The sequence below is a fragment of the Candidatus Frackibacter sp. WG13 genome (genome assembly GCF_900114655.1).
Classification (GTDB): domain Bacteria; phylum Bacillota; class Halanaerobiia; order Halobacteroidales; family Acetohalobiaceae; genus Frackibacter.
The window spans coordinates 238,732-253,286 of the sequence record NZ_FOTT01000001.1; the positions used below are offsets into that span (position 1 = coordinate 238,732).

Annotated in this window: 13 protein-coding genes; 1 reads left to right on the plus strand and 12 read right to left on the minus strand. The window is 33.7% G+C overall.

Annotated elements, in window-relative coordinates; genetic code table 11:
• Positions 1 to 48 precede the first annotated feature (48 nt).
• The 9 genes from ftsY to BM077_RS01320 form a co-directional block, all read right to left on the minus strand.
• The gene (ftsY, locus tag BM077_RS01280) at positions 49 to 1,197 is read right to left on the minus strand and encodes a signal recognition particle-docking protein FtsY (RefSeq protein WP_089747320.1); all 1,149 of its coding nucleotides are present in this window, start codon (positions 1,195 to 1,197) and stop codon (positions 49 to 51) included.
• Between the two features lie 42 nt (positions 1,198 to 1,239).
• The gene (locus BM077_RS01285) at positions 1,240 to 2,373 is read right to left on the minus strand and encodes a peptidase S7 (RefSeq protein ID WP_090003380.1); all 1,134 of its coding nucleotides are present in this window, start codon (positions 2,371 to 2,373) and stop codon (positions 1,240 to 1,242) included.
• Positions 2,374 to 2,446: 73 nt separating this feature from the next.
• Complete coding sequence (gene smc, locus BM077_RS01290; RefSeq protein WP_089747324.1) at positions 2,447 to 6,013, minus strand: chromosome segregation protein SMC; 3,567 nt, start codon at positions 6,011 to 6,013, stop codon at positions 2,447 to 2,449.
• Positions 6,014 to 6,167: 154 nt separating this feature from the next.
• Entirely contained in the window at positions 6,168 to 6,428 is a 261-nt protein-coding gene (locus BM077_RS01295) for a stage V sporulation protein S (protein WP_089747326.1), read from the minus strand.
• 115 nt (positions 6,429 to 6,543) lie between these two features.
• The gene (locus tag BM077_RS01300) at positions 6,544 to 7,458 is read right to left on the minus strand and encodes a prenyltransferase (protein ID WP_089747328.1); all 915 of its coding nucleotides are present in this window, start codon (positions 7,456 to 7,458) and stop codon (positions 6,544 to 6,546) included.
• A gap of 90 nt (positions 7,459 to 7,548) precedes the next feature.
• Positions 7,549 to 8,574, minus strand: coding sequence for an elongator complex protein 3 (locus tag BM077_RS01305; RefSeq protein WP_090095097.1), 1,026 nt, complete (start codon positions 8,572 to 8,574; stop codon positions 7,549 to 7,551).
• An 11-nt stretch (positions 8,575 to 8,585) separates the two neighbouring features.
• Positions 8,586 to 9,329, minus strand: a complete 744-nt coding sequence (locus tag BM077_RS01310; RefSeq protein WP_089747333.1) for a pseudouridine synthase — start codon at positions 9,327 to 9,329, stop codon at positions 8,586 to 8,588.
• Between the two features lie 157 nt (positions 9,330 to 9,486).
• Positions 9,487 to 10,911 (minus strand): cbb3-type cytochrome c oxidase subunit I, encoded by a 1,425-nt coding sequence (locus tag BM077_RS01315; protein WP_090003383.1) that lies wholly within the window; start codon positions 10,909 to 10,911, stop codon positions 9,487 to 9,489.
• A gap of 15 nt (positions 10,912 to 10,926) precedes the next feature.
• Positions 10,927 to 11,340 carry a c-type cytochrome gene (locus BM077_RS01320; protein ID WP_089747339.1) on the minus strand — a complete coding sequence of 138 codons (414 nt, stop codon included), beginning with the start codon at positions 11,338 to 11,340 and terminating at the stop codon, positions 10,927 to 10,929.
• Positions 11,341 to 11,481: 141 nt separating this feature from the next.
• On the opposite strand from BM077_RS01320, the gene BM077_RS01325 reads away from it, so the two are divergent.
• Complete coding sequence (locus BM077_RS01325; RefSeq protein ID WP_089747341.1) at positions 11,482 to 12,177, plus strand: 4Fe-4S binding protein; 696 nt, start codon at positions 11,482 to 11,484, stop codon at positions 12,175 to 12,177.
• Here the strand turns inward: BM077_RS01325 and BM077_RS01330 are convergent.
• The 3 genes from BM077_RS01330 to BM077_RS01340 are packed head-to-tail and all read right to left on the minus strand — an operon-like array spanning position 12,143 to position 14,533.
• A complete protein-coding gene (locus BM077_RS01330; protein ID WP_089747344.1) occupies positions 12,143 to 13,315 on the minus strand; it encodes a D-alanyl-D-alanine carboxypeptidase family protein in 1,173 nt (390 codons plus the stop codon). The two genes, BM077_RS01325 and BM077_RS01330, sit on opposite strands and share 35 nt — an antisense overlap.
• A gap of 58 nt (positions 13,316 to 13,373) precedes the next feature.
• On the minus strand, positions 13,374 to 13,793 hold the full coding sequence (ytfJ, locus tag BM077_RS01335) for a GerW family sporulation protein (protein ID WP_089747347.1): 420 nt from the start codon (positions 13,791 to 13,793) through the stop codon (positions 13,374 to 13,376).
• A complete protein-coding gene (locus tag BM077_RS01340; protein ID WP_089747349.1) occupies positions 13,766 to 14,533 on the minus strand; it encodes a DUF2953 domain-containing protein in 768 nt (255 codons plus the stop codon). The genes ytfJ and BM077_RS01340 overlap by 28 nt, the downstream gene beginning before the upstream one ends.
• Between the last annotated feature and the right edge of the window lie 22 nt (positions 14,534 to 14,555).

Sequence of the window (14,555 nt, forward strand, 5' to 3'; positions counted from 1 at the left end):
ATAACATAGTCTCCTTCTGCTGTCAAGCAAGAATTAATCATTATTCGATTACTCATCATCAAATAATGCTTCAATAAATGCTTCTGCCTCAAAATCTTGTAAGTCCTCTACAGCTTCTCCTACTCCAATTAACTTAATTGGAATATCCAGTTCTTCTTTAATAGCTAATATAACTCCACCCTTAGCTGTACCATCTAACTTAGTCAACGCAATTCCATCTACCTTAACTGCTTTATTAAAGGTTTTAGCTTGAGTAATCGCATTCTGTCCTGTCGTCGCATCTAATACCAATAACACCTCTACTCTAGCCCCATCTGCTTCCCGACCGATAATCTTTCTAACCTTTCTTAATTCCTGCATTAAGTTATCTTGTGTATGTAAACGTCCAGCAGTATCTACTATTAATAAATCAATACCACGAGATTTAGCTGCTTGTACAGCATCATAAGCTACTGCTGCTGCATCAGCTCCTTCTTGATGAGAAATGATATCTACACCTACTCTGCCACCCCAAGTCTCTAACTGTTCAATAGCCGCTGCTCTAAATGTATCTCCTGCCGCTAACAAGACTTCCTGGTCGTTCATCTTAGCTCGTTGTGCTATCTTACCAATAGTCGTTGTCTTCCCAACTCCATTAACACCAACTACCATTAAGATAGTTAATTGATGTTCATCATAGACATCATCTAAACCACCACTTAATATGTCCTGTAACTGCTCTTTGAAGACCTCTTGCAATTCAGCAGGATCTTTAATCTTCCTTTCATCTGCTTTCTGTCTTAATTCATCGACCATCTTCATTGTAGTATGTACTCCAACATCAGCTTGGATTAAGATCTCTTCTAGTTCTTCATATAATTCATCATCTATCTTGCTACGCCCTGTAAACAGGTTATTTACTTGTGAAGCAAAAACATCTCTCGTCTTGTCTAGGCCATTCTTTAAACGAGAAAAGAAACCTCCTTCTTCTTCTTCTTCTTCTTCTTCTCCTTCAACTTCTGCTTCCTCTTCAGCTTCATCAGGATTATGAGCTTCAAACTGAGAAAAAAGTCCTCCCGAAGTTGCTTCTTCCTTTTTAGCTTTTACTTCTTCTTGCTTTGCTGATTCTTTCTTTTCTTCAACTTCTTTTAAATCCTGCTCTTCTTTCTTCTTCTTTTCTTTCTTCTTTTTGCCTCTCCCAAATAACTTTCTAAACATAAGACTCCCCCCCCATTATTTTCTTGCAATCTTATTAATATGTTACTTAATCTCTATTGGTTTACATAAATCAGTATATTCTTGAGCAATCCCAAATCTCCTCTTTCTAATTTTAGCTTCTTCCTCCGGTGTATCTACTTCATAATACTTCTGACCTACTTCTTCGTATTCATCGGCCAAGTCCGTCACCTTATCCTGTGTTTCAATTACGGTTGCTCCTTTTACCTGACCATCTTTATCGTGACCGATAGCAATGATTGCTCTCCCCCAAGTTCCAGGACCGGCCATAGCATCTCCCATATGCATTACACCGGTTCCACCAGGATGAGTATGGACTATAATTACATTCTCCGGAATAGTTTCACTATAAGCCTCTCGTAATGATATTCCGCTTATATCAGTAAAACTAGACGCTAACATCCGTGAAGGAACATATCCCATTCCACCTACAACTATTTCCCCTTTTTTGACTACATGTCCATCTTCAATTATTCCCATAGCTGCAACTTCTCTACCTTGCTCAACCTCTATTGACTTATCAACTAACTCTTGCACGAATTCTTTATCAATTGAATTTACTTCAAACCTTTCTAACTCCCACTCTTCATTAGGTATATCTGTAATTGATAGTTCGCTCTCTTCTCTTTCTAATACTTCTAACTCCTGACTAATATCCAAATAATTAAGTCTTAAGCGTGATGACTCTTTTAAGATTTCTCTTTCTTCATCCATATCTTTAGCTGCTAATCTTTTAATCTGGATCTGTTCTGATTTAGTAGCTAAATCAAAGTATTCACCTTTAGGATAGACGATACCTACACCAGCTTCTTCAAACTGTTTAACACCTAGACTGACAACCGGCAAATTAAAGATATTAATCCCACCAGTATCCACAATTAATCCTGTCTTACCAGGGTTAGTAGTAATTAATACTGCATTATCTGGCAGTTGATTAATCGCTTCTAACAATGATTTCCCATTTATTGATGTTACCTTTCCTAATAACATTCGATAAGGAAGACCAGAAATTCCACCATTTACAATTTCAGACATACTATCAATATATCCTTCTTGATTAACAAAACCTATAGCACCTACTGATCTACCCTGACTTAATTCAATACTCCTGTCCACTAACTTGTCTACTATCCGTTTAGAAATTCCATTTACTGTCATGTTACTCCTCCTTCAAAGACTATTATTATATTTTCCCACTCTTAAAAATATAATATACAATAAGAGTTGTTAGCTAACTCGCCAATTCTGATAATTTTAAAGAAACCATTTTAGACACCCCTGATTCTTGCATAGAAACTCCATAAAGAGTATCAGCTACTTTCATCGTTCCTTTGCGATGTGTAATTAAAATGAATTGGGCAATTGAAGCAAATTCCTTTAAAAATTCAGCAAAATGATCCACATTAGCCTCATCTAACGGTGCATCAATCTCATCGAGAATATAGAATGGACTAGGATTCACTTTTAAAAGTGCAAATATCAAGGCAATTGCTGTTAATGCTTTCTCTCCTCCGGACATTAACGAAAGCTTTTGTAATTTCTTGCCTGGTGGCTGAGCATTAATTTCAATCCCTGTCTCTAACAGATCATCAGGTTCATCTAATAATAGCTCAGCTTGTCCACCTCTAAATAGATCTGTAAATATATCTTCAAACTCAACCTTTATCTTTCTAAAGGCATCTTCAAACTTCTTTTGCATCGTTTCATTCATCTCTTCAATTACTTCTGTCAATGATTCTTTCGCCTCTATTAAGTCTGTATATTGTTCTTGCATAAAATCAAATCGTTCTTTAAGTGTTGCATATTCCTCAATCGCACCTAGATTTACATGTCCTAATTTATTAATCTTCTTCTTTAATTGATCAATTCTAGTCTCTACTTCCTCATAACTATCTATTGATTCTCTCTCTTTTATTCTTTCTTCAACTTCTACTTCGTAATTTTCTATTAACTTATCAGATATATTCTCTAACTTAACTTCTAGCTGAGCTTCTTTAACTTCATAATCATTTAACTCGGCCTGAACTTCATTTAACTCTTTACGAATCCCTTTCGAGTCTTGTTGTAATTGATTAATTTCAGCTGATAATCCTGTCCTATCTTCCTGTAAAGTATTTAACTTTTCTTCCAATCTATCTTTCTGCTGATACATTTCTTCCTTTTGAGATACTAAATTAGTTTTTTGATCAGCTAAATTATCTTTCCTTCTAGTTAGTTTCTTAATCTCATCTTCTTTCTGATTAATACTAGTTTTAGCCTGCTGAATATTATTCTTAATTCTTTCTCCCTCTTGCTCTAAATTTAGCTTTTCTTGCTTAATTGTCGCTATTTTAACCTTTAAATCAGTAATCTCTTGATTATAATCCTCTTTTTTAATTTCAATCTCTTTAATTTTTTCATCAATCGAAGCAATAGTGCCCTCAATACTTTGGTTTCCATTAGTTAAGAATGAAACCTCTTTTTTAACATTCTCCTCATCTCTTTTTAGACCTTCTAGTTCTTTCCTCAAAGCCTTCAAATACTTATTTAATTGCGATTTAATAGTTTCTAATCTTGATATCTCTCTTTCTAATTGTTGATAATCTTTTCTTTTACCTGTTAAATCTAAATCTAATTTATGGATTAAATCCTCTTCTCCCTTAATCTCTTCTTCAAGAACAACTAATCTATTTCTAACATCAATACCCTTATCTTCAATCTTATTTAACTTCAAGTCAGCTTCTTGGACTTTTTCAGCTAACTCTTCTATCTGGCGACCACGACTTAATAGATTGGCATTATTATTATGTGAGCTACCCCCGGTCATTGAACCACCAGGATTAATAACTTCTCCTTCTAAAGTGACTACTTTTACTCTCTGATTAGTCTTTCTAGAGATAGCAATTGCTGAATCAATATCACTAGCAATTATTATTCTTCCTAATAAGTTCTTAACCACCGGGTCAAACTTATCTTTGTATTCGATAATCTCTGCTGCTGTGCCTAAAGCTCCTGAATTATTTAGTGCTTTTGCTTCACTCTTTCTCAAATCGCGGGGAGTTACTAAGTTTAAAGGTAAGAATGTAGCTCGTCCAGCTTTATTCTTTTTAAGATAATTAATTGATTTCTTAGCATCTACCTCTTGGTCTACAACGATATTCTGCAATCTACTACCTAAAGCCACCTCAATAGCTGTTTCAAACTTTTTAGGCACTGTCAATAATTCAGCTACCACCCCATAGACCTTAGCAAACTCCGGATTATCTTTATGATACTGCAAGAGCCTCTTAACTCCTCTATAATATCCTTGGTATTTCTCTTGCATACCTTTTAACACATCTAATTTAGATTGATAATTATTCTGTTTTGCCTTTAATTGATTATACTTTTCTTGTAAACCTTGTAATTTCTCTTGCAAATTAGTTCGCTCTTCTTCCTTATCCTTAACCTCTCTTTTCTTAGCTTTAAATTCCCGTTTAGTAGTTAGAATCTCTTCTTCAACTTCTGTTAATTCTTCTTTAAGGTTATTTAGAGTTAAATTGGTCTCTTCTTTTTTATCTTCTTTTTCTATTATTTCTTCTTTTATATCTTCAATCTGTCGTTTAATATTTTCTAACTGATTACGTTGTTTATTAATTTGATTTAACTGTTCAATCATACTCTCTTTAGCGTCATCTTTACTGCCCTCTTTTTTCTTCAAGTCACTAATTATTGTCGCTAATTCCTCTTCTTTAGCCTGCAAATAACTCTGCTGTTCTGTTAATTCTGTTTCAATCTTAGTTAATTTTTCTTCTTTTTTCTCTTTCTCCCCTTTTAAGTCTTCTATCTTTCCTTCTAAACCATCTATTTCCTGCGCTAATTGTTTTAAACGATAATCAGCATTATTACGTTTTTCTTTTAAAATCTGAATTTTATTATTTATTCTCTCTATCTGACTTTCGGATTGATACTTCTTATCTTTATTATGACTGATAGCTTCTATTATTTGGTCTAACTCCATATTTAATTTTTCTATTTTCGAATCATACTTAACTACCTGCGTCTTAATTTGATTTGCTTTCTTATCTAATTCACTTCGTTTCTTGCCAACCTCAATCCTATTACTATCCATCTCACTATATCTATTTAAAAGCAAGTTAACTTCTAAATTTTCTAATTCAGTATAGTACTCTTCATATTCCTCTGCCTTTTTAGCTTCTTTCTTTAAAGGGCCAACCTGTTTTTCTAACTCTCCAATAATATCAGTAATTCTTTGTAAGTTATGTTCTGTTTCTTCTAATTTCTTAGTTGCTTTCTCCTTACGTTTCTTATGCTTAGTAATGCCTGCTGCTTCTTCAAATAGTTCTCTTCGTTCAGTCGATTTGCTACTTAAAATACTATCTACCTTACCTTGACCGATAATTGAATATGCTTCTTTCCCCATACCAGTACCCATAATCAACTCTTCTATATCTTTTAAACGACAGATTGAATTATTAATTAAGTAGTCACTCTCTCCTGACCGAGACACTCGTCTTCCAATCGTTACTTCATTATAATCTATAGGTAATTTCCCATCACTATTATCTAAGGTTAATTTCACCTCTGCAATTCCCAAAGGCTTCCGTTGACCACTACCCGCAAAAATAACATCTTCCATCTTACTTCCTCGTAATGACTTAGCACTCTGTTCACCTAAGACCCATCTAATAGCATCAGCAATATTACTCTTCCCGCTGCCATTAGGACCTAAAATTGCTGTAATATCTGATTCAAGTTCTAATTCTATCTCATTAGCAAACGATTTAAAACCATGCATCTCGATCTTCTTTAGATACAATTATAGCCCTCCTTACCAAACTAAACCCTTGTTCTAAATAGCACTAAGTATTATTTTATCATAAATTAAAGAAAAAAGAAATAGCTACAAATCAACAAAACAAAACCTACTCAATAGGTCTGAGTAGGTCAACTAAATACTAATCTATTAAATTTTATCTTGGTTCTACATAGAATTTAATGGCAGTTCTTTCTTCACCATTAATCTCTACTTCTGAAAATGCTGGGACAGAAACTAAATCTATCCCACTAGGTGCCATAAACCCTCGTGCAATCGCAATCGCTTTAACTGCCTGGTTGACTGCTCCTGCGCCTATTGCCTGTAATTCAGCCTTATCTTCAGCTCTTAATACCGCTGCTAAAGCACCAGCAACTGACTTTGGTTTTGAATTAGATGCTATCTTTAGTACTTCCATCTTTCTCCTCCTTTTGTTTTCAAATTTGATTTCATCTTCTTTACTACTATGTATAGTTCATCTGATACTTATATTATTCATTAAAAGTAAAAAAAAGCCTTCTTTTTACAAAGATTTAAATTAATACTTCTAACCCTAAACTTATAGCATGAATAATAATAACTAAGATTAAACCTTTTTCATACTTGCTAATCTGAGCTATATCGTCGTAATCAGTTATTAAAACAATAGTTATCAATATCATCCCTATAACAAATGAAACCAAGAAGATTGAATCAATATAAAGATAACCTATTAAAGCGAGTATAGAACTTAAACTAAAATAAATTAATGCTGGCCAACTAAGAGCCTTAGTCCCATAATTATCTTTAACCCAAACTACTGTTGTAACCTTAGGAGGTGTTGCCTCTTTATCAGCAGAAACATCTGGTACATGATGGTGCATTAAAAGGGCAATCGCAAATAAACTATGAATGATAGCTGACCATAAAACAATTAAATTTATCTCTTCAGTCAAAAGATAATAGGTGGCCACTGTAGCCATTACTAAACCAGGCCAGGCGGCTAACCACTCACCTAAGAACGGTCGGTAAGCAAATAAGAATGGAGACTTAGTATAAGTATAAGCAGACCAGACTCCAACCACCAAAAAAAGCAAAACAATTAATCCTTTATAATATATTAAAAGGCCACTAAAGATTACAGCTAAGAATAATCCTTTATCTCCAAAGTCTAGCAACTCCTTAGGTGCTAACAAACTATTAGTCAAGACCCCAGAACCACCTGATAGAATCCCAGGACTATTCAGATCAGTCCCTGAATCCCAATCATACCAATCGTTATACGCATGAGAGACTACCCCATGTAAAAGCAACGGAATTAAAGCAATCAAAGTAGCAATCCCAAAGTTATATAATGTAATTTCAATCTTTGCTAAAGCCATTAAAATACCGATAATCACACTACTACCTGCCCAGGATAAAGTAGGTTGCCACCTGAATACCTGCCAAAAAATCCTTAACTTCTGCATCTTATATTACCTCCTTGCTAGTAGTATTAGCCTATTAGCAAGAAAATAATAATTTGATTTAATAATACCTTTACGACAGATAGACCATTCTTATACCATTCTTACATCATTATTAATACTTATTTCTCGCAACTGCAAATTATTATCTATTTTAACCTTTATCTCTACTTCATATTTTTCTTGGAGTAATTTTAGATTACTATTCTTCTGCCCTCTTACTGTAGAGCTAAAACGCGGATTAACTTTTAAAATTAACTCGTCACTTTCAATCTCATCTCCTAAAAAATCAATAATGCTCTCCAAAACTAATCTAGATTCAACCAGCTGACGAAAAGCAGGGTGAAACGGTCCAGCAATAACTGCTTCTTTATTCACTCCATCTGATGGCTGTAAGCCTAAACTAATTACTGGGGTCTGATGTTGACGAAATAACTTTAACTCTTCTTTACATATCTCTACTGCTTCCTCTAAGCTTAAAGGGGTGAATTTATCTTTCTTATATAATTTACTTAAATATGTATCCTTAATTACTAATGTAGGATAGATTCTAACTAAATCAGGACCCAATTCGACTGTCTTTTGGGCACTATAAAGCATACTTTCCCAGTCTGATTCCGGTAGACCAGGCATTAACTGAATTCCTAATTTAAACTGATTCTTTCGAATTAATTTACTAGCTCTAATTACATCTTCAACTGTATGGCCACGATAAGCAGCCTCTAATACTTTCGGCACTAAAGATTGGACCCCTAGCTCTATAACTTCTACATTATATTTACTTAAGTTATCTAAAATTGTTTGGTCAATATAATCCGGTCTAGTCGATAGGCGCAGATTATCTACTACACCTTCTTCACAATATTTATAAGCTACTGATAATAATTCACTCTGTCTTTTAATATCCAAGCCAGTAAAACTACCGCCATAGAAAGCAACCTCTATCTTACTATTATTATGATCCATGGTGTTTAAGTATTCTTTAATTATCTGCTCAGCCTTCTTAGGAGTCATCATCTCTTGTAAACCCGTAATCTCTCGTTGATTACAAAAGACACAATCATGCGGACAGCCGGCATGGGGAACAAAGATAGGAATAATATAATGTCTTTTACTCATTACTACTTCACCTACTTGCTTTCATTGTCTGCAACTTCCTTCTCTATCTCCTTTAATTCTCTAACCTCATCTTTATTCAGATGTCTATAACGCCCTTCAGGAACTCCTTCTAAATCTAAAGGACCAAAATTAGTTCGTTTTAACTCTTGAACCGGATGACCTACAGACTTCCACATTCTTTTAACTTGATGCTTTCTACCTTCATGAATTGTAAGTGATACAATCGCCCTATCACCTAAATCAGCTACTACTTTGGCCTCTGCTGGTGCAGTCCAACCATCCTTTAATTTAATTCCTCTCTCTAAAGCCTCAATCGTATTTGGATTAGGAGTCCCTTCTACTGTAGCCATATAGGTTTTTGCTACTTCATGGCTCGGATGAGTTAAAGCATAAGTTAAATCACCATCATTAGTTAATAATAAAAGTCCCTTTGTATCCCTATCCAATCTTCCTACTGGATGAACAGTCTGTTTTACATCTGTTATAAGTTCCATAACCGTCGCTCGATTTCGTGGGTCATTTACAGTAGTTATAAACCCTTGTGGCTTATTTAAAAGAAGATAGACTAATCTTTCCTTTTCAATCTCCTTTCCATCGACTACAATCGTATCTTTTTGTGGGTTAACCTTAGTTCCTAGCTCAGTAACTACTTTGCCATTAACCTTAACTCTACCATTAGCAATAATCTCTTCACTCTTTCTACGAGACGCAACCCCTGCCCTAGCCATTACTTTCTGTAATCTTTCTTTTGCCATTACTACCACCTCAATTATAATTGTTATCTAAAGTTCTTGCATAATCAATTGATTATACTCTAAAGCCATTATTACCTTCTTCTCTACTTTAATTCCTTAATTCTATCTAAACTCCTTTTTAAGATTAGATTTAATAACTCTAATAAAGCATTTTGTATTATGGAATGCTTTTTTTAAACAATAGATTACTTATTAAATCCCAACCAATAATTATTGCTCCACCAGCAAAAATTAAGCCTCCTAATGTTCTTCCTATCATATAAGGAACTAATAATTCTCTAACTTTTGTAAATTCAATCCCTACATATCTAAGTAAATATGATTGTATAACTCCTGCTACAAAGAGTGAAATACCCATTAAAGCTAAGCCACTATTTAGTAACCAAAATGCGATATTCCCTTTCTTCATACTTAAATTTTTAGTTCTTTGCCATTGAGGTAAGATAAAATAGAATAATGTTAGAGTCAAAAAGCCATATGTCCCAAATAAAGCTAGATGTCCATGAAGTGAAACCATCTCTGTGCCATGTGTATATTGGTTGATACTAGGCCAGGTCATAATAAATCCTAAAATACCTGCTCCAACTAAGTTCCACAAGACCGTTGCCCATAAATATTTAAAAGTTAGGTCATTAGTTGTCTTCATATTCTGTCGCTTGACACTCTTAAACGCCGTATAAACCAAGAAAAAGACAGGAACTATCTGTAAAGCACCAAATATCATTCCTATATATAGCCACCAATGAGGAGCTCCAATCCAAAAATAATGATGCCCCACTCCTAAGAAACCAGTTAAAATTACTAAAAAAACTTCTACATAATACCAACGCTCTACCGTTTTTCGTTCAACTCCAGTCATCATTAATAAGATTGATGCAATCACGGAAGCAATTATTAATTCTAATGTGCTTTCTACCCAAATGTGTACTGTCCAGAATTTAAAAAATTCATCCATAGCTATATTTTTGTATGTTAACATACTAGGGATATACATAATAATAGAAAAAAAGACTCCTACAACTAGTCCAATCATAGTAGGGTGCCATTCAGTAATCTTTCGTTTTAATAATGTTAATAAGATATTTATAAAGAATATAATTAAAGATAAGGCTATCAATATCTTAAATGGTAATAATGCTTCTAAATACTCACGCCCAGTAGTAAAACCTAAAGATAGACTACCATAAATTAATAATAAGGTTACTATCGTTAACCAGAATTGTATATTAGCTATCTTAATATTTGTGTCATACCCAACTTCTTCTGGTATTATATAATACACTCCACCAATTATCCCTAATAAAGGCCAAAAAACACTTAGATTAATATGAAATGCTCTACCAGAATTGAAGGGAATAGGCGCCGGCAAATCAGGGATAATAAATTCAATTGACGCTCCAGAAGCTAAGAAGACTTGGAAGGTAAACATTAAGATAGCAGCAATTAAGAACTTGAAACTCACTCTCTGTGATTCATATTCAATAGTCTTTATCTTAGATTGTTCACTTTCACTTCTTTTTTTATTATTATTTGTAGACCAAAAGGGAACTATCTGTTTAACTATATCAAAGAATCTGCCCATACTCTATCACCTTCTTTACTTTAAATTATAATCTCTTAATTTAGGTTCCAATAAAGTTTTAGGTGGCCAACCATTAGTATCAATCTTATTCACAAAACGTAAAAAAGCAATCATATCTTTAGTCTCACCTTCTGAAAGCCCAGGATGTCTTTTAGTTCTATTCGGCGGCATCGCTGGTCTTTTTTTAAAGAACTTTTTAATCCATTCTGCATTTCGATTACTCATCGTTTTGGTTAGATCAGAAGCTAAATAAGCGCCATTCCCAAAGATCGTATGACAATCAACACACCCATTTTTATGCCAAACTTTCTTTCCTGCTAAATACCTCTTGTTTAAATCTGGAGTCTTAAGATTATTAACCGTTACATATGTAATATAACTGAACGAAACTAAAGTAACTACTACTAAAAATGTAATTAAATATTTCATTATACTCACCTACTTCTTAATTGAATAATACTATTGCTTATCTTATCCTGCTTTTAAAATTTAAATTCATTTTCTAGAAGATTCAAAATTGATTTTTTCGATTAAATAGAATAAAATATAATTAAGAGAGGTGATTTGCAAATGAAGAAACTATTATCGCAATTTAAAAAGAAATTTAGTAATTATATGATTAAACGAATGATTAAGCGGTCAGGCTTTGATAGCGATAAAATGTTTAACATAGAATTATGTCGAGGTGCAAAGAGATGTTCCCGTAATGTAATAGATGTAACTGAAGTTAATAAATTAATCCAAAATACCTTAAAAGAAAGTAGGATTGCACCGAGATTACATAAAAAGTTAGTTGATGAAGAATACATTCTACCACATCATATGTTTAAATTAGCCATTTCAGGCTGTGTCAATGGCTGTTCTAAACCACAAATTAAAGATTTTGCAATTGTTGGTCAATTAAAACCTAAAATCCAAGAAGATCTCTGTATTGGTTGCCAAAGATGTCTTAGTACCTGTCAAGAAGATGCCATTATGCTTAATGATGAAGAACCGGATATAGATTTTGATAGATGTATCTTCTGTGGTGACTGTGTAAAAGCCTGTCCTACAGAAGCTCTTACTATAAAAAAAGTTGGGTATCAAATCCAGGTTGGGGGACATTTAGGGAGACATCCTCATTTAGCTAATATAGTAACTGATTTAAGTGACTTAGAAGAATTAATGAAAATCCTTAATAAAGCCATAAAAGTCTTCGTTGAGGAGGGAGAGGGGCAAGAAAGATTAGGGGTCACTTTAAATAGGTTAGAGATGGACCTTGATTAGTTAACCATTGCCATAATTTATTAAATTTATTTTTAGTTGTTAGCTTTTCCTTAGCTAACAAAGGAATAGTTCCTTTTAGTTCATCATCAACATAAAAGGTAACTTTTCCAATCTGTTCTTTTTTAGCAATAGGTAATTTTAAGTTATCTTTTATAATAATCTCTTTTCTAACCTTAATCTCTTTACCCTCAGAAGCTACAGTTGCAAATTCTTGTGAAGCAACCATTTCTAATCTTTGGTTTTCCAATGCTTCCAACCGAGCAGAATATATTACCTCATCTTTTGCTGCTAACTGGATTCGATTAAAGTTATCGAATCCATAATTTAATAATTTTATTGAATCATGCCACATCTGTCCACTCTTTAAGACGACTGAAATCACTTGTCTCCCCTCCCGTGTCATTGAGGAGACCAAACATCTACCAGCGGCATCTGTATATCCAGTCTTTACTCCATCTACCTCATCAAACCTTCGTAGTAAACGATTGGTATTTAATAAAGAACGCCCATATTCATGTGAACCCCATGAAATAGTCTTCCGAGTAGTATCCACTATTTTAGCAAAAGTTTTATTTTGTAGTGCATAACGTGCTATCATCGCCAGATCATAAGCTGTAGTTAGATGCCCTTTTTGTGGCAGCCCATTAGGATTTTGGAACGAAGTATCTAACGCCCCAATCTCTCTTGCTTTCCGATTCATCATCTGTGCAAACTCTTCTACACTCCCACCGATATGTTCTGCAATCGCTACCGCTGCATCATTACCGGAATTTAATAATAATCCATATAACAATTCTTCTAAGGTTAATACCTCACCTTCAGCTAGCCAAATAGACGATCCTCCCTCATAAGCTGCTCTCCTACTTACTTTTACTTTATCATCTAAGTTTCCATTTTCAATAGCCAAAATTGCAGTCATAATTTTAGTAGTACTAGCTGGTGATCGTTTTACATGTGGATTCTTAGCATATAGTATCTCACCAGTTTCAGCATCAATTAAGATAGCTGCTCTTGCTGTAACACTCGGCTTTGCTATGGCAATACCATTAGTATTAATTAATATCACTAACATTATTAATAGTGCTATTAAACTATGTTTTCGTGAAAAAGTAACCTTATTACTTTTGAAGCAACTCATACTCCCTTCCCCTCCATTTAAAACTAATATATATAAGTATCTTCCATTTATATATTATTTAACTATTATCATTTTTAGAATTATTTTTTACCATTGATTTTATTTCTTTCATTAATTCAGGTGCTACATTAATAAGCCGTTCAACTACCGCATTATCGGTTACTGGTAATAATCGTACCTGTTCTTCAGAAACTACTAAGAACGCTACTGGCTGTAACATTACACCAGCTCCACTACCTCCACCAAAAGGTTTCTTATTGCTACCATTACCATTCTTACCTCCATCTTGTTGTTGATTCGAAGTATCAGTATACTCAGCACCACCAGCAGCAAAACCAAAACTCACCTTAGAAATAGGAACAATTACACTCCCATCTGCTGTCTCCACTGGGTCACCTACAATCGTATTTACATCTACCATGCCTTTAATATTTTCCATAGCTGTATTCATTAGTGCTTCAATTGGATGGTCTGCCATCGCTTTGAAAACCTCCTTTTATATCTTTTAAAGATTATCTTTACACCTTTAGTAATAATGTTGCCTAATTTCAAACTAAATATACTTGTAAAATCAACCTCTAATTTATCAACTTGATTAAAATTAGGACAAACTTGTAGATTAGGCTGTACCATCTTCTTAGTATTCTGACTTAAAAAAGAATATATACTCCCCTTTATTGACCATAACACTCCTGTTAATATTCCTGTTACAGCAGGGTCTTTTACGCCAAAGTTGGTCTTCCAGACAAGCTTTTTACATTCTCCTTTAATACTTAAGATTAGAGTACCAATAATTCTTAATAAAATTGGATTTCGTAAAGTTAATTCATCTAAGCGATGTAGTTCATCTTTAAAAGTATCTAATCCTCTCTCTATAGCTTCAAATTGATCAACAAAGCCTTTCATGAATTTAATCTGTTTTGTCAAATTTTCCCAATCAATTTTGTGAATTGCTAAGGGCTTTTCTTTTTCTACCTCCATTTTGGGTGAACCAGTTGCTTCAATTTCTGCTCTGAATTTTAATAAAGGCCGTGCAAATAACTGTTTTAATTCTATATAAGGAATATGTAATTTATAAGTTATTAAACCAAAAAAGACTTCCATCCAAATCTTTAATTGATCTTTATTATCTTCTCGTTGGTACTCTATAAATACATTAATAGGTATCAAATAGATTATTAATGGTACCATTAATAATGGTAATATAATCAAACTCATCTTCTCCACCTTTTGATTTCCT